General features: G+C 71.9%; 10 protein-coding genes and 1 pseudogene. 6 read left to right on the forward strand and 5 right to left on the reverse strand.

Features of this window, described 5'->3' with window-relative positions:
• Positions 1-625 precede the first annotated feature (625 nt).
• The 5 genes from M4D82_RS28595 to M4D82_RS28615 all read left to right on the forward strand — a co-directional run bounded on the left by M4D82_RS28595 (position 626) and on the right by M4D82_RS28615 (position 9763).
• Positions 626-1426 (forward strand): helix-turn-helix transcriptional regulator, encoded by an 801-nt coding sequence (locus tag M4D82_RS28595; RefSeq protein WP_249769599.1) that lies wholly within the window; start codon positions 626-628, stop codon positions 1424-1426.
• Between the two features lie 307 nt (positions 1427-1733).
• Positions 1734-5543: an ACP S-malonyltransferase gene (locus M4D82_RS28600; RefSeq protein ID WP_249769601.1), complete on the forward strand. Its 3810-nt coding sequence runs from the start codon at positions 1734-1736 to the stop codon at positions 5541-5543.
• 181 nt (positions 5544-5724) lie between these two features.
• Positions 5725-7200 carry a hypothetical protein gene (locus tag M4D82_RS28605; protein ID WP_249769612.1) on the forward strand — a complete coding sequence of 492 codons (1476 nt, stop codon included), beginning with the start codon at positions 5725-5727 and terminating at the stop codon, positions 7198-7200.
• Between the two features lie 159 nt (positions 7201-7359).
• Positions 7360-8589, forward strand: coding sequence for an MFS transporter (locus M4D82_RS28610; protein ID WP_249769614.1), 1230 nt, complete (start codon positions 7360-7362; stop codon positions 8587-8589).
• 127 nt (positions 8590-8716) lie between these two features.
• Positions 8717-9763: an enoyl-CoA hydratase/isomerase family protein gene (locus M4D82_RS28615; protein ID WP_249769625.1), complete on the forward strand. Its 1047-nt coding sequence runs from the start codon at positions 8717-8719 to the stop codon at positions 9761-9763.
• On the opposite strand, the gene M4D82_RS28620 is transcribed toward M4D82_RS28615, so the two are convergent.
• Positions 9750-10379: a TetR/AcrR family transcriptional regulator gene (locus tag M4D82_RS28620; RefSeq protein WP_249769627.1), complete on the reverse strand. Its 630-nt coding sequence runs from the start codon at positions 10377-10379 to the stop codon at positions 9750-9752. The two genes, M4D82_RS28615 and M4D82_RS28620, sit on opposite strands and share 14 nt — an antisense overlap.
• Positions 10380-10450: 71 nt before the next feature.
• Positions 10451-13147: an ATP-binding cassette domain-containing protein gene (locus M4D82_RS28625; protein WP_249769629.1), complete on the reverse strand. Its 2697-nt coding sequence runs from the start codon at positions 13145-13147 to the stop codon at positions 10451-10453.
• A gap of 95 nt (positions 13148-13242) precedes the next feature.
• Between M4D82_RS28625 and M4D82_RS28630 the strand changes: the two genes are divergently transcribed.
• The gene (locus M4D82_RS28630; RefSeq protein ID WP_249769639.1) at positions 13243-14001 is read left to right on the forward strand and encodes a TetR/AcrR family transcriptional regulator; all 759 of its coding nucleotides are present in this window, start codon (positions 13243-13245) and stop codon (positions 13999-14001) included.
• Positions 14002-14008: 7 nt separating this feature from the next.
• On the opposite strand, the gene M4D82_RS28635 is transcribed toward M4D82_RS28630, so the two are convergent.
• From M4D82_RS28635 to M4D82_RS28645, 3 genes and pseudogenes are all read right to left on the reverse strand, one after another.
• On the reverse strand, positions 14009-14932 hold the full coding sequence (locus M4D82_RS28635) for an SDR family oxidoreductase (RefSeq protein ID WP_249769641.1): 924 nt from the start codon (positions 14930-14932) through the stop codon (positions 14009-14011).
• Between the two features lie 97 nt (positions 14933-15029).
• Positions 15030-16599 (reverse strand): annotated as a pseudogene (locus M4D82_RS28640) (molybdopterin-dependent oxidoreductase).
• Complete coding sequence (locus M4D82_RS28645) at positions 16596-16838, reverse strand: hypothetical protein (RefSeq protein ID WP_249769643.1); 243 nt, start codon at positions 16836-16838, stop codon at positions 16596-16598. The pseudogene M4D82_RS28640 and the gene M4D82_RS28645 overlap by 4 nt, the downstream one beginning before the upstream one ends.
• Positions 16839-16866 lie beyond the last annotated feature (28 nt).

Consider the following 16866-nt stretch of genomic DNA (forward strand, 5'->3'; position numbering starts at 1 on the left):
GGCCGCCGCTCGCCGTTCGGGCTCGAAACCGCCCAAACCCGGTCGACGGCCGGAAGACGGGCGCATGACGGATGAACGACGAAGCGGGGCGAAACGCTCTCGTCCCACTCGAACTTCGGTCTCGGAGTGGTCAGTAGGCGGCAAGTCGCCCATCTCCGGACTTGGTTGTGGCAGAGCGCCCTTGACGCGGTGGGGCCGGCGCGTGTCAGAGTCGACAAAGTTGCTGTTCAGCGACGTTGCACGGGCCCGCACCGCCCGCTGGTCACGGTTCACGTCGGACCGGCCGGCACCGCTTCGCGGGGGTGGGCCCGGCACCGGGGGGCAATGGAGGAAGGCTCGATGAAACAACTCGTCAGTTGCGCGGCGCGACCGGTACGGGACGACGCGGCGCCCGCCCGCCGGCACCGGGCGCGGCACCGGAAACCGTAGCGGGGCCGAATCGCCGCGCGGCGGGCCTGTGAAGACGACCACCCGCCCGCGCGCCGCCCCGCACATCCCGCACACCTCGCGCATCCCGCGCACCCGCCGACGTACCCGACAGCCGGACGCAGGACGAAGCACACGCCCTCCCGGCCCGTCCGAACCATCGGCCGTTCGACCCGCGGCCTTGAAACAAGGAGCAGTCATGAGCGTCACGGCAGAGCCGGTGACCGATCTCCGCAACCTCACTCTTGACGCCCTGCGCGACCAGGCCCAGCAGCTCGCCGAGATGGCGGGCAGACTGTTCGAGCAGGAACGCACCACCTCGACGCAGCCGGCCGGGGCCGGCGACCGTCCGGCCGCGGGCACCACCGCACCGGCCGCGAGCACCGAATCGGTCGCCGCTCACATCGTCCACCAGGCGGGGCACCGGGCGGTCATCGCCCAGTCGAGCTACTCCACGGGACCGTACGAGTACGGCGACCTGCTGCTGAACCGACTGCACGCCCAACTGCTCGCCCGGGGCAGCGAGGTACGCATGATCCTGCCGACCCGGCTCCTCGCGGACGAGGAGGCCTTCGAGCAGCTCTGCGAACTCTCCGACCTCGGCGCCGAGATCCGCCTCTCGCCCCACGAACTGCCCACCGCCACCGTCTTCGACGGACGCCTCGCCCTGCTCGACGGCGCCGGCGGACCCTCCCACGAGATGGCCGTCGTCCGCGACACGGACACGGCCAAGGCGATGGCGGTCCTGCACAACGCCGTCTGGGACGCCGCCGTCGACCTGACCGCCCTCGGCGGCGGCTGGACGGAGGGGGAGAACTCCTTACGGGTCCTGCGGACGCTCAGCCAGGGCCACACCGACGAGGTGGCGGCCCGTGACCTGGGTCTGTCGGTGCGCACCTACCGCCGGCACATCGCCTCGCTGATGCACCGCCTTGAGGCCACCTCCCGCTTCCAGGCCGGCGTCCGCGCGGCCCAACTGGGCCTCATCGACTGCCCCTAGACCCCGCGCAGGGTCGCGGGTCGCCATTTCCCGCTGAGGGGCTGTAGGGGCTGAAGGGCTGAAGGGCCCTCTCCGTATCCGTACAACGGGCGGAGAGGGCCCTTTCGTGTTCGTTCGTGTTCGTCCCCGCCCGACGGCACGGCTTCGCGGCGCGTGTCATCAAACTGCCAATGTCTCCCCGCGATGGCACGTTGATGCGGCGACACCCAATACCCCCTTCCGCCCCGCCTAATCTCGAAGAGCGAACGGAGAACGCGGCCGCGAGGAAGACCCGCGGACGCGGACCACGACGGGGAGGAAAGCGGAAATGGAACGCGACACCATACGAGAGGGATTAGCCGGGACCACGGCCGGCGGCGGCCCCGCGGAGACGGGACATCGCCACGGCATCGTCGGTTTCTTCCCCGGCCTCGGCAGCCGGGCCGCCTACCGGAACCTCGGCCGTTTCCTCCTCGACAGCGGAATGCCGGAAGTCGCCGGGGTCTACGAGGACGGCGCACGGGCCCTCGGCCTGCCGGGCCGCCCCGACCGCCTGCTGACCGCCCCGGAGAACATGCCCGAGGGGAAGCTGGAGCAGCAGGGCTTCATCGGGGCCGCGTTCCTCGTGCACAACCTGGCCCTCCACGCCCACCTGCGCGCCGCGGCGGTCCGCGCCGGCCGGCCCCTCGACCTCTCGGCCTACACCGGCGAGAGCTTCGGCGTCCTGGCCTCCGCCGTGGCCTGCGGTTCCCTCTCCGTCGCCGACGGCGTGCGGATCGCCCGCGCCTTCACGCCGCTCATGCTGCTGGCCGCCTCGGGCGAGCCCTCCACCGAGCCCCTCGCCCGGGAGCTGGCCCCGTACCTGACCGGCCTCACGCGCGGTGAGCCGCTGGTCGGCGAGCCGTCCCACGTGGTGGCCCTGAAGGGCGAGTCCGACGCCCTCGCCGACCTTCTCGCGGAGCTGCGGACCGCCTATCCGACCACCGACGTCGAGGTCCACAAGCGGTATTCCCGTCGGCAGGTGAACGTGTACGTCCGCGCCGGCGTGAAGGCGCGATTCGACCGGTACCTGAAGGATTTCCCGTCCGTCACCGCGCAGGAATTGAAGGACCCGACCGTATTCCTGGCCCATTCCGAGCGGATGCGACCCGTCCGCCGCGCCCTGGCCCGTTTCATCGAGGAGAACGACATCATTTTCAAGCACCCTCACACCCCGGTGGTCTCCAACAACGACGCGGGTCTGCTCACCACGGGCGCGGACATCAGAAAAGCGGTTCTCGCCATGACCGACGAAATCATGGCCTCCGGCACCACCGCCGAAATCCTGGAAAGCCTCGACCCGGAAATGGTCGTGGAATTCGGTCTCGGCGGCAAGTCCCTCCAACTGCTGGCCGACAACGACGTGGAGGCTCCCGCCATGCCCTACACCGGTGAGGTCTCCGAGACCGACCTGCTCATCGGGTCCGTGCGCCTCATGAACGGTCTGACCGGCGAGTTGGACCGGCTGCGCACCACGGGCGGCCCCCTGGAGGAGCAGCACTACGACACGCTCCGCAGCCTCTTCCGCATGGCCTCGAAGAGCCCCTTCTTCGACACGTACCTGTACCGCACGATGAGTCGCGTCATCACCCGGGAGATGCTGCACTCCGAACGCGACGGCTCACCGGCCTTCCACCGCTTCCTGGAGGTCTTCCAGCACACGTCGAACCATCGGGACGCCGTCGATCTCGACGCGGGCGAACTCGTCCTCCAGGCCCGGCTGAAGAAGCGGATCAGCGGGAACGCGGACACCCTCGGCCAGGCCTACGCCGAACTCAGGATCCTCGACGCGGCCGGCCGGATCTCGACCCGCGAGTCGACCGACGTCAAGGAGCCCGAGGTGGTCGTCTTCCACTTCGCCCGCCCCGACGACACCGCCGACGACACCGCCGCCGCCGCCGAACCGGTCCGCGCCATCGGGACGTTGCTCGACTCGCACCCCGCCGGCGAAGCCGAGGCCGTGCCGGACCGGGACCCGGACGGCGACCCGTACGCCGACCCCGCGGCCGCGAGCCGGATCGCCTACCAGTACACCCTCTTCCGCATGCTCCGCCGGCACCGCCCCGCCCTCTTCGCGCAGAGCGACTTCTTCCTCGAAGGCTCCGACCCCGAGGGCTGGCTCGTCGCCCTCGCCGCCTCCGGGGCCGTCCCCCTCGCCGAGGCCATGGCCGTCGGCAGCGCCCACGCGGAGCACGGCCACCGCGCGCAGGAGACCCGAGCCGCGCTCCAGCGCCTGTTCTTCACCCTCAAGCCCTCCGGGATCCCCGTCATCTCACCCGAGGGCGTCCCGGTCCAGTCCAAGAAGGACCTCGAAGCCTCCACCCGCGCCGTCTTCCACCACCTCGCCCTCGAAACGCCCGTCCGCCGCATCCACCTCAACGGGCGCCTCCAGATCGTCGCGCTCGGCTCCCCGATCGACCCCGCCGATGTGGACGCCGGCCCCTTCCGGACCGACGTCATCGAGCTCCTCGACCCGGCCGAGGTGGGGGAGCGCCGCGCCAACCCCGCCCTCGACGCCTTCGAGGACCGCGCGGTCCTCAGCCTCACCCCCGAGCACGAGAAGGTCCTGCGCTACGCCCAGGGCCGCAGGCTCCTGCGCAGCACGGTGTACGCCTACGTCCACGCCGACGAGGAGATCGTCGGGTTCGGGGCCGGCGGCAGCGAGTCCATGACGATCTTCATCAGGCGGGACGGCGACACGGAGATCACCGTACGCAAGATCCTCAGCGAGGCCCTGACCACGGCCCACTGGGACCCCGACGGCGAGGGCGTCATGCTGCCGCCGTTCGCGAAGGCGCGCAAGCAGGCGGAGTACCTCCAGGCCCTGCCGGACTCCGTGCGGCGCAACTTCCCCGAGGTCGGCGAGATCCTGGAGCGGGACATCCCCATCCCCGCGCACCTCCAGAAGGACGGCCGGACCACGGACCGCGAGGTCATCTACGAGATGAGCTACGTGAAGGGCGAGGAGGTCAGTCGGTTCGTCGAGAAGTACTCCCCGCCGCCGGCCGTGATCGCCCGGCTCTACGAGCAGATCTTCCGGGTCCTCAACGAGCAGGTGCACTCCGTCAGTCGGGTCCCCGCCCCGGGGGAGACCGTGGACATCTCCTACTTCCAGAAGATCGAGGACCGTCTCGCGCTCAGCCGGGAGACCGCCCCCGTGACCTTCGGCCCGGACCTCCTCGACACCCCGACCATCGTCATCAACGGCGTCACCTACCTGAACTCGTCGGCGCTGCTGGAACGTTTCCGGGCGCACCCCGAGTACCTGGAGGTGCTGGAGCCGCGGTTCCACTCGCTGGTCATGGGCGACACGAACACCGAGAACATCAAGATGGCCGATCCCGAACCGCTCCTGCGCGCCCAGCGGTTGATCGAGGCGGGCGCGCCGCGCGCGGAGGTGGACGCGGCGCTGGACGCCATCACCCCCGAGTCGCTGGGGATCCGGTTCCTGGACCCGCGGGCCATCGGCTTCAAGACCGACGGCGCCGACACCCGCGACGACCCGATGTACGACAACAAGCCCTGGCACAACTCCATCGGCCACTACGACGAGATCCACTTCGAGCGCTTCAGGCTCCAGGTCCGCACGGGCCGGGGACGGGCGCCCCAGGTCGAGATCGAGTTCGACGAGGGCAACCCGTACCAGGACGCGTACCGGGTCCGGGACGTGACGGCGGCCGGCGAGGCGATCGACACGGCGGCCGTCCCCCGCGGGATGGAGGACTACTTCGCCCCCGTGATGACGGCGGTGTACGGGCTGGACGACCCGCACTCGCGCTACGTGCGGGAGGACCCGTACTGGCTGATCCGCTTCGTGTTCATGATGGGCAGCCACTTCACGGCGATGCCGCCCTTCCACTTCCAGGCGGAGCTGGACGGCACGTTGACGGACACCTACCAGACGCAGCGCCGGCCCGTCGCGATCTACTGCGAGGGCATCAAGTGGCTCAACTGGGCGCTGGAGATGCTGGAGGGCGACCGGGACGAGTTCCTGGGCCTGACGGTTCCGCCCCTGCCCTACGTCACCCGTGGTCACGCGCTGGTCGGCCTGCGGTTCGGCGGCTCCGGCTTCGACCGGGGCGCCGCGGCCGCCGCGTAGGGCCGCGTAAGGCCGCGAGGCTCAAGCGGCGGTCAGGCGGAACCCCAGTGTCACCTGCCAGTGTTCCTAGTGGTTTCGGGTCGGCCCCCCACGGGGGCGACCCGCGCGGGTGGCACTGGTTCCCCTTCATTCGAAACACAGTCACAGCCACCCATGTCCAACCCGCAGGAAGGATCTACTCATGGCCGTTGCTTCCCACCCGATGCCGGTGGCGGGCCTGAAGGACCTGCGACACGAGTCCCGGATGATCGCGACCCCGTGGAGCCGGATGGTGCGGGGCATCGGCCTCGGCCAGTACCCCATGGCCTACGATCCCGACCTCGCCGCGCAGATCCGTCGGACGTTCGAACTCCTGTCGCGGCGCGTGTCACCCGCCAACACCTACACCCACTTCTCCCGGCTCCTGGCGGACCTGATCCTCAAGGTCGAGGACCCCGCCGGGGCCGGCGAGGCGGAGGTCGGCCCGGCGCTCGGACCGATCCTCGACGTGATCCGCTCGGAGGAGAACCTCTACTACCGCCTGATGGCCGGCTGCATCCTGATGGACGCCTTCGCCAAGCTGGGCCTGGACCGGGGGTTCCTCGTCAACCAGGAACTGGACTTCCCGGCGGAGATCCTGGCGGTGGCGGACGAGATCCAGCCGGACCGCATCCAGGACGAGAACAGCGGCCGGCACGGCGACTACGAGCGCCTCTCCGCCTACTCCGCGGTGTTCCTGGCCCTCGGTCAGCTGGGCCTGAAGGACCGGCTGGTCTCCGGCCCCCGCAATTACGTCAGCGAGGCGCTGGATCTGCTGGAGGGGATCCCCGGCCCGTTCTTCCGTGGGCGCGGCGGCTCCATGCTCCTGTCGGTGATCTGCCTGCTCGGCTACGACGCGCTGATCTTCGACGGCGAGCGGGACTACATGAGGGAGGTGCTGGACTACCTGGATCGCGCCGACGAGATCGACAACCCCCCGTCGTTCCCGAGCCCGATGACGCCGGCCTTCTCGAAGGTCTATCCCCTCCTCACGATGCTGAACGCGATCGCGATGTCCGGCCGCGAGGAGTACCTGACCCACGGAAAGGACCGGCTCGCGGAGGCCCGTGAGCTGATGGCCGGCATCTCCCCGGTGGAGCGGACCCACATGGGCCTCTACTACCTGGTGGCCCTGCACAACCTGGGCCGGCTGGAGGAGCAGGTGCCGGACCTGGACGCCTTCGTCGAGGGCGTGGTGGGTCAGTGGAAGGACATCGACCCGGGCGCGAACTTCTTCCTCAACGGGATCGCGTACCCCTACATGATTTCGACGGCCATGGTCACGGGCCGGACGGACCTGCTGGACGACGAGTTCGTCGACCGGCTGGTGGACTCCTACCCCGACCTGGAGCGGACCGAGTTGGACCGCGCCAACCGGCCCTATCCGCTGAGCTACGTCCTGAACATGCTCGGGGAGATCAACGCGTCGCACCGGCTCTTCGAGCCGCGGGCCCGCTACGGGGGCCTCTCCGCCATGGAGTGGGTCGCCGGGCGGCTCTCCGAGGACGGCCGGGACGAGGGCAACCGGCTCTACATGTTGGACCACGCCCTGGTGGGCTTCGCCCTGCGCCTGCGCGGCGCGGGAACGGAGGAGACCGAGCTGTTCCACGACTTCCGCTTCCGCCTGGCCCCCCGGTAGGGGCCGCCCGCCCGTCCGGTACACGGGCGGTGGAGGACCGCTGGAGTCCCGCTACACCACGCGCTGACCACCCGCTATCGGGCTTGCGCCGATAGCCCGCGCAGACAAAAATTGCAGACGCCGCCTAACGGCGCCTGCACCGTAATGAAAGGTTTGGACATGCCTATCGGGCTTATCGCCTTAGCACTCGGGGGCTTCGGTATCGGCCTCACCGAGTTCGGGATCGTCGGGCTCCTGCCCGAGGTCGCCGCGGACTTCGGAGTCACCGAATCGGTGGCCGGGTACCTGGTCTCGGGTTACGCGCTCAGCGTGGCGATCGGCGCCATCGTGCTGACCGCGGCGATCGCCCGGTTCGACCGCAAGAAGGTGCTCCTCTCGCTGATGGTGCTGTTCATCATCGGCAACCTGATCTCCGCGGTCGCGCCGTCGTACTCGCTGCTGATGATCGGCCGCGTCGTCGCGGCCCTGTGCCACGGCGCGTTCTTCGGAGTCGGCGCGGTGGTCGCCGCCGACATGGTCGCCCCCACCCGCAAGGCCGGGGCCATCTCGCTGATGTTCGCCGGCCTCACCGCCGCCAACGTCCTCGGCGTCCCGCTCGGCACCTTCCTCGGTCAGCAGCTCGGCTGGCGCTCGACGTTCTGGGCGATCACCGTCATCGGCGTCGTCGCCCTCGCCGGCATCAAGCTCCTGGTCCCGCAGACCGCCCCGCCCGGCGAGGTCAGCCTGCGCGGCGAGCTCGGCGCCTTCCGCCGGGGTCAGGTCTGGGTGTCCATCACGCTCAGCATCCTCGCCTTCGGCGGCGTGATCGGCGGCTTCACCTACATCGCGTTCACCCTGACCGAGGTCAGCGGCTTCGCCACCGCCACCGTCCCGTGGCTGCTCGTCCTCTTCGGCATCGGCACCTTCGTCGGCAACTTCTACGGCGGCAAGTTCGCCGACCGTGCCCTGAACACCTCGCTCATGGTCAGCCTCGGGCTGCTCGCGGTGGTGCTCGCGGTGTTCGCCCTCACCGCCGAGAACAAGATCATGACGGTCATCTCCCTGCTCCTCATGGGCACCATCGGCCTCTCCACCGCCCCCGGCCTCCAGCTGCGGACGATGAAGTACGCCCAGGACGCGCCCACCATGGCCTCCGGCGCCAACATCGCCGCCTTCAACGTGGGCAACGCCCTCGGTGCCTGGATCGGCGGCCTCGCCATCGGCGCCGGCTACGGCTTCATCTCCCCGCTGTGGGCGGGCGCCGGCGTCACCCTCGCCGGCCTCGTGGTCCTGGCGCTCGGCTCGATCGGCTCGGGCAAGGGCGCCCGACCGCTCGCCCCGGCCCAGGAGCTGCGCGCCGACCAGTCCGTGCCGGCCGCCCGTGAGCCGGAGCGCGCCAAGGCCGCCTGAGGCCGACCCGCGCACGACAGGGCGCCCGGACCGTTCCCTCGCGGAACGCTCCGGGCGCCCTTGGCGTTCGGACTCAGGAGGCGGTGGGGGCCCGTCGGCCCGTCGGCCCGTCGGCATACTGGCCGGTGTGAAGAGCGAAGACGACACCGTAGTGATCGACCGGGCGGGCCGGGCCGGCTTCCTCACGTTGAACCGGCCGCGGGCCCTCAACGCGCTGACGCATGCCATGGTCCGCCGGATCTCCGAAGCCCTCGACGCCTGGGAGGCGGACCCCGACGTACGGACGGTGGTGATCCGCGGCGCGGGGGAGCGGGGCCTGTGCGCGGGCGGGGACATCCGCGCGATCCACGACGACGCGAAGGCGGGCGGCGCCGCGTCCGCCGCGTTCTGGCGGGACGAGTACCGCCTCAACGCCCGCATCGCCCGCTACCCGAAGCCCTACGTGGCCCTGATGGACGGCATCGTCATGGGCGGCGGGGTCGGGGTCTCCGCCCACGGCGGCGTCCGGATCGTCACCGAACGCTCCCGCGTCGCGATGCCCGAGACCGGCATCGGCTTCGTCCCCGACGTCGGCGGCACCTTCCTGCTGGCCCACGCCCCCGGCGAACTCGGCACCCACCTGGCGCTGTCCGGCTCCGCCGTCGGCGCGGCCGACGCCCTCCTGTGCGGGCTCGCCGACCACCACGTGCCGGCCGACGCCCTGCCCGCCCTCGCCCGGGGCCTCGCCGAGCACACCGTGGCCGAAGCCCTCGCCCGGCACGTCCAGGCCCCGCCGCCGGGCGAACTGGCCGACGCCCGCGCCTGGATCGACCCCTGTTACGGCGCAGACACCGTCGAGGAGATCATCGAGCGTCTCCACGCCACGGGCGTGCCCGCCGCCAAGGAGGCCGCGGAACTCCTGCTGACGCGCTCGCCCACCTCCCTGAAGGTCACCCTGGAGGCGCTGCGCCGGGCCCGCCGCCTCGGCCCCCTCGAACGGGTCCTGGAACAGGAGTACCGGGTGTCCTGCAACACCCTGTCCCACCCCGACCTGGTCGAGGGCATCCGGGCCCAGGTCATCGACAAGGACCGCCGGCCCCGATGGAACCCGTCCGCCCTGGAGGACGTCCGGGAGGCCGATGTCGCCCGCGCCTTCGCGCCGCTCGACGGGAACCGCGAACTCAGCCTCGGTTGATCCGGGTCGCCAAACCGTCGAGGACCCGCTGGAGTCCGTAGTCGAAGTGCTCGGCGCGCGTGCGCGCCGGATCGAGCAGGGAGGGGCCGTACGCCTCGCTGGTGGTCGCGCCGATGACGTAGGAGATGACCGCCCGCATCGCGAGCTCGGCCTCGCCGGGCGGGAAGCCGGCCGACCGGGCCGGCCCGAGCATCCGCTCCGACACGCGCATCTGGTTCGGCCCCGGGTGGGACAGACCGACCCGGCCGAGGACCGAGGCCACCCAGGGGTGGCGCAGGACCATGTCGCGCAGGCTGTGCCCGCTGTGCGACAGGGCCTCGCGCCACCCCTCGGGGCCGGCGCCGGCGGGGAGTTCGACCTCGCCGAAGACCTCGTCCACGACGAGCTCGATCAGCTCGCCCTTGTTGGCCACGTGCCGGTACAGGGAGGTGGCCGCCGTGCCCATCCCGCCGCCGAGCTTGCGCATGCTCAGCGCCTCCAGGCCCTCGGCGTCCAGGAACCGCACCGCCGCGGCGACGATCTGCTCCCGGCTCAGCGCGGGCTGTTCCTTCCGGCGGCGCGGCCGGGTCCCCCCGGAGGGGACGGGCGCGGCGGGGGTCTGCTCTGCGGAGGACACACCCCCACGCTAGCGCGTGCGCACACCGTACGCAGCGGCACACCGGGACACGCCGCGTCCGCCGTGACCGCCTACGCGCCCACGTACTCCCGCAGGTGCCGAGCCGTCAGGGTGTCCCCCTCCGCCACCAACCGCGACGGGGTGCCCTCGAAGACCACCCGGCCACCGTCGTGGCCGCCGCCCGGACCGATGTCGATCAGCCAGTCGGCGTGCGCCATGACCGCCTGGTGGTGCTCGATGACGATCACCGAGTTGCCGGCGTCCACCAGCCGGTCCAACAGGGCGAGGAGCTGGTCGACGTCCGCCATGTGCAGCCCGGTCGTCGGCTCGTCCAGCAGGTACGTCGACGCCTCCTCCGCCATGCTGATGGCCAGCTTGAGCCGCTGGCGCTCACCGCCCGACAGGGTACTGAGCGGCTGCCCGAGCCGTACGTAGCCCAGGCCCACGTCCACCAGCCGTCCCAGCACCGCGCGCGCCTGACCGGTGGTGAAGAACCCGTGCGCCTCCGCCACGGGCATGTCGAGCACCTCGCCGATGTTCTTGCCGCGCAGCCGGTACGTCAGCACCTCCGGCGTGAAACGCCGTCCCTCGCACTCCTCGCAGACCGAGGCCACCCCGGCCATCATCGCCAGATCCGTGTAGATCACCCCGAGCCCGTTGCACTTCGGGCACGCGCCCTCCGAATTCGCGCTGAACAGCGCCGCCTTGACCCCGTTGGCCTTGGCGAAGGCGGACCGGATCGGGTTCAGCAGACCCGTGTACGTCGCCGGGTTGGACCGGCGCGAGCCGCGGATCGGCGACTGGTCGGCCACCACCACCCCGTCCCGCCCGGCCAGGTAGCCGTGGACCAGCGAACTCTTGCCGGAGCCCGCCACCCCCGTCACCACCGTCAGCACGCCGAGCGGCACCTCCACGTTGACGTTCTTCAGGTTGTGCAGATCGGCGTCCTTGATCGACAGGTGCCCGCGCGGGGAGCGCACCGCCTCCCGCAGCCGCGCCCGGTGGTCGAGGTGCCGGCCGGTGAGGGTGCCGGAGGCGCGCAGCCCGGCCACGTCACCGCTGTAGCACAGCTGCCCGCCGGCGGTGCCCGCGCCGGGGCCGAGGTCCACGACGTGGTCGGCGATCGCGATGACCTCCGGCTTGTGCTCGACCACCAGCACCGTGTTGCCCTTGTCCCGCAGGCGCAGCAACAGGTCGTTCATCCGCCTGATGTCGTGCGGGTGCAGTCCGGTGGTCGGCTCGTCGAAGACGTACGTGATGTCCGTGAGGGAGGAGCCGAGGTGACGGACCATCTTGACCCGCTGCGCCTCGCCGCCCGACAGGGTGCCGGAGGGGCGGTCCAGGCTGAGGTAGCCGAGGCCGATCTCCACGAGCGAGCGCAACAGGTCGCGCAGGTTGGCGAGCATCGGGGCGACGCCCGGGTCCTCGATGCCGTCCACGAAGGCGGCGAGGTCGCTGATCTGGAGCGCGGAGCACTCGGCGATGTTCAGCCCGTTGACGCGCGAGGACAGCGCGGCGGCCGACAGCCGGCTGCCCCCGCAGTCGGGGCAGTCCGCGAAGACCACGGCGCGGTCCACGAACGCGCGGATGTGGGACTGCATGGACTCGCGGTCCTTGGCCAGGTACGTGCGGGAGATCTTGGTGATCAGGCCCTCGTAGGTGAAGTTGTTCGACCCCACCTTCACCTTCACCGACGGCCGGTGCAGGAAGTCCTGCCACTCCTGGTCGGTGAAGTCCTTCAGCTTCTTGTCGGGGGGATAGAAGCCGCAGTTCGCCATGATCTGCCAGTACCAGGAGTCGACGGCGAAGCCCGGGACGGTGATCGCGCCCTCGTTGAGGGACAGTTCGCGGTCGACGAGCTGGTCGACGTCCACGTCCGAGATCTGACCGATGCCCTCGCAGCGCGGACACATCCCCTCGGGGGTGTTGAAGCTGAACGCGGAGGAGGTGCCGATGTGCGGCGTGCCGATCCGGGAGAAGAGGACGCGCAGCATGGTCGAGGCGTCGGTGGCGGTGCCGACCGTGGAGCGCGAGCCGCCGCCCATGCGTTCCTGGTCCACGACGATGGCGGCGCTCAGGTTGTGCAGCCCGTCCACGTCCGGGCGGCCGAGGCTCGGCATGAACGACTGGATGAAGGCCGTGTACGTCTCGTTGATCATGCGCTGCGACTCGGCGGCGATGGTGCCGAAGACGAGCGAGGACTTGCCGGATCCCGAGACGCCGGTGAAGACGGTCAGGCGGCGCTTGGGGATGTCCAGGGAGAGGTCGGCGAGGTTGTTCTCCCGGGCGCCCCGGACCTGGATGACCTGATGGCCGTCGGCGGCGGGCGTCGCCTGCGGGTGGGGGTCGGTCGTCTGCGGTCGGGGATCGGTCGCCTGCGCGTGGGGATCGGTGCCGTTGGCCCATTCGACCAGCTGGACGATCACGCCGTTGGGGTCGCGCACCTGGAACAGGCGCTCGCCCCAGGGCTCCTCGCGGGGCTCCATGGCGATCGGGGCGCCCTCGGCGCGCAGGCGCTCGTACTCCCCGGCCAGGTCGGAGACGGTGAAGGCGAGGATCAACCCGTCCGCGTGCCGGCCCCGGACCTCCTCGGGCAGCACCTCGACGCCGCGTCGCAGGAACAGGACGTGGGGTCCGCCGGGGTGGGTCAGGGAGGCGAAGTCCTCGGTCGCCATGGCCTCGGTGTAGCCGAAGTGTCCGGCCAGGAAGGCGGCGGAGGCGCGGACGTCGTCGACGGTCAGGGATATCGCGGCGCTGGTGATCTGCACGGAACTCCTCGCTGGGACGGTGTTTCGGAGTTACTTTATACACTGTATTCTGTACGGCGTAGATAATTTTTTTCGGGCGGGCGGAGAGGCCGGACATGACGAAGGACCGCAGCGGGGCGGGTGACCCCGTCCGCACGCTGGAGCTGCTGTGGCGCGAGCCCGGCCAGGAGCCGCCGGCCGGGCGGCGCGGCCCGCGACAGGGGCTCACCGTCGACGCCGTGGTGACGGCGGCGCTCGCCCTCGCCGACGAGGAGGGCCTGGGCGCCCTCACCATGCGCGCCCTCGCGAAGCGGCTCGGGGTCACCCCGATGACCCTGTACACGTACGTCCCCGGCAAGGCCGAGCTGCTCGACCTGATGCTGGACGAGGCCTACGCGCGCATGCGCCGCCAAAAGCCGGACCCCGGCGAGTCGTGGCGGCGGCGGGTGACCCGCGTCGCCGAGGACAACCGGGACCTGCTCCGGCGCCACCCGTGGATCGCCGACCTCTCCGTGACCCGCCCCCCGCTGGGCCCCGGGGTCATCGCGAAGTACGAGTACGAACTGACGGCCTTCGACGGCATCGGCCTCACCGACGCCGAGATGGACGCCGCCCTGACCCACCTCCTCGGCTTCGTCCACGCCAACGCCCTCGCGGCGGCCGACGCCGCCGCCCACAACGACCGCCAGAGCGACGAGGAGTGGTGGGCGGTCAGCGCACCCCTGCTGGAGCGCGCGATGGACCCCGCCCGCTACCCCCTCGCCGGCCGCGTGGGCGCCGCCGTCGGCGCCTACGACCCCGATGCGATTTGGGAGTTCGGCCTGACCTGCGTCCTGGACGGCCTGACCCACCGCATCGAAACCCGCGGCGCGTAGCGGGGGCTCAGCGGTAGCCGGTGGTGTCCGCCGGGAGGTTCGGGTCCTGTACCTCGACCAGGTAGCGCCAGGCGTCCGGGCGGCTGCCGTCGAGGTCCGTGAACCCGTACACCCGGGCGAGCTGCCCGCTGGAGAGGGACTGCCCGTTCCAGCGGGACACCTCCGGGTCGGCGGCCAGCGCCGCGACCGCCCGCCCCACGAAGGCGGGGGTCTCGGAGATCGCGAAGTGCGGGGATTTCTCCAGCGCGTCCCGCCAGTTCGCCTCGGTCACCCCGTAGTGGTCGAGCATGATCTCCGAGCGCAGCCAGCCCGGCGTCAGCGCGACCGCCGTGGCCCCGCGCGGCCCCAGCTCGTGCCCGAGCGCGAACGCCATGCGCAGCACCGCCGACTTGGCGAGGTCGTAGAAGAACGAGACCCGGTAGTTGTCGGCGTTGTACTCCGCCGTGCCGTCCGTCACCTCCACCACCAGCCCGCCCGGCCGGCGCAACATCAGCGGCAGGGCGAAATGGCTGGTGATGGCGTGCGTGTCCACCGCCAGCCGCAGGATCCGGAGCCCCTTGTCCAGGTCGTGTTCCCAGACCGGGCTCTCCCACTCGAAGAGGTTCTCCCCGCCCCAGATGTCGTTCACCAGTACGTCAAGGCGCCCCTGCTCGGCGTCGATCCGCCCCACCAGCGCCTCGACCTCGGCGTGCACGAGGTGGTCGGCCACCACCGCGATGCCACGCCCGCCCGCCGCGGTGACCAGCTCCGCCGTCTCCTCGATCGTCTCCGGCCGGTCGTACTCCGAACGCCGCCCCGCGGTGCTGCGGCCCGACACGTAGACCGTCGCGCCCCGCGCACCCAACTGGACGGCGATCCCGCGCCCCGCGCCCCGCGTCGCCCCCGCGACGAGGGCGACCCTGCCTTCAAGGTTCCGCTGTGTCTCCGGCATGACACGACCCTACGCCGCACCGTGCGGGGCGGGCCTAGGCCGTGTCTTGTGGATCATGCCGGGCGTCGGGAGCCCGGCATGATCCACAAGACACGGCCTACGGCGCCCGGACCTCGACCGTGACCGCGTGCAGGCCCGTCGCCCCGTCCGGGAGGGTCGACGTACGCTCCGCCGGCTGGACGTCGCCCCGGCCGTCGGTGGCCCGTACCTCCAGGACGTGCCGGCCCGGCGCCGCCTCCCACCGCCACACCCACTGCCGCCAGGTGTCCACCCCGTCCGCCGCGCCCAGCCGTGCCTCCTGCCACGGGCCCCCGTCGACCCGTACCTCGACCCGCGCGATGCCCCGGTGCTGCGCCCACGCCACGCCGGCCACCGTGACCGCCCCCGCGCGGGGTTCGGCGGACGGGCGCGGTACGTCGATGCGCGACTGCGTCTTCACCGGTGCCCGCTGGGCCCACGAGCGGCGCACCCAATACGCGTCGTACGCGGCGAAGGTGGTCAACCGCAGCTCGGTCAGCCACTTGCAGGCGGACACGTACCCGTACAGGCCGGGCACGACCATCCGGACCGGGAAGCCGTGGGCGAAGGGGAGCGGCTCCCCGTTCATCCCCACCGCCAGGAGCGCGGCCCTGCCGTCCATGACGGTCTCGACGGGCGTGCCGATCGTCATCCCGTCGACCGACCGGGCCACCAGCTGGTCGGCCCGCCCGCCCCGGGACGGCGGCCGCACGCCCGCCTCGCGCAGCAGGTCGGCGAGGGGTACGCCGAGCCAGCGGGCGTTGCCCACGTACGGGCCGCCGACCGGGTTCGACACGCAGGCCAGGGTGATGTCGTGCTCGGTCTGGGGTCGGGCGAGCAGCTGCGCGAGGTTCAGGGTGAGGGGCCGGGTGACGCCCTCGCCGTGGACGCGCAGCCGCCAGGAGTCGGCGTCGACGCGGGGCACGACCAGAGCGGTGTCCACGCGGTAGAAGTCCCGGTTCGGGGTGACGAAGGGCTGCGCGCCCGCCACGCGAAGGTCCGCCCCCGCTGGTACGGGCGGCGCGGGTACGGCCGCCGGCGGCAGGACGAGTCGGGCCCGGGAGGCGCCCGCCCCGGCCGCGCCGTGGGCGCCGAGCCGCCGCCCGGCGAGGCCCGCCACGGCCGAGGCCGCGACCGTGGCGACGACCAGCCGGCCGAAGCCGCGCCGGTCCAGCCGCCCGTGGCGCTCTGCGGGCGGGCCCGGTGGATCGACCGGACCAGCAGGTGGAGCACCGCCATCGCGACGGCTCCGCCCAGCAGCGAGGAGGGCGTCCCGCCAGGTCGCCTCCGGCCGGGTGAGCGCGGCCGCCGCCCCGAGCACCCCACCGCCCCGGCCAGGGCGACGCCCGCGCGGGGCGGCGTACGGCGAGGACGCCCGCGCAGCCGGCGAGGGCCGCGAGGAGGGCCGCCACGCCGAGGGTCAGCACCGCCTTGTCGGAGGTCCCGAAGGACCGGATGGCCCACTCCTTGACGGCGGCGGGAGTACGGTCGACCACCGCCCCGCCGACGGCGGTCAGCGGAGCCGCCTCCGGCCGGACCAGGGCCGCCACCGGCTCCGCGAAGGCCAGCCCGGCGAACGCCGCGACCGCCCCGCTCAGCGCGCCGAGCGCGGACGCCCGCCGCCGGGGCACCTGCCTCGCACCGCTCATGGGGACCGCCCTCCGCCTGGTCTGCCCTCCGCCGGATCCGCCCCTCCAGCATCCCCCGCCGGCCGCCCCGGGGCGAACACCGGCCGGCTACGGTCGCGCGTACAGGGGCACGGGCCGGCCGGGCGGCGCTTGCGCAGTTCGACCAGCCCGTCCAGCGAGGCGCCGAGGGCCGCCCACACGCCGCCGGAGCCGCAGCCCGGCGCGGTGGTGCGCGGCCGCTCCCGCTCGGTCTCGGACATCGCGCACTCCGTTCACCGGTCGCCCGTC

Source organism: Streptomyces sp. RerS4, assembly GCF_023515955.1.
Taxonomy (GTDB): domain Bacteria; phylum Actinomycetota; class Actinomycetes; order Streptomycetales; family Streptomycetaceae; genus Streptomyces.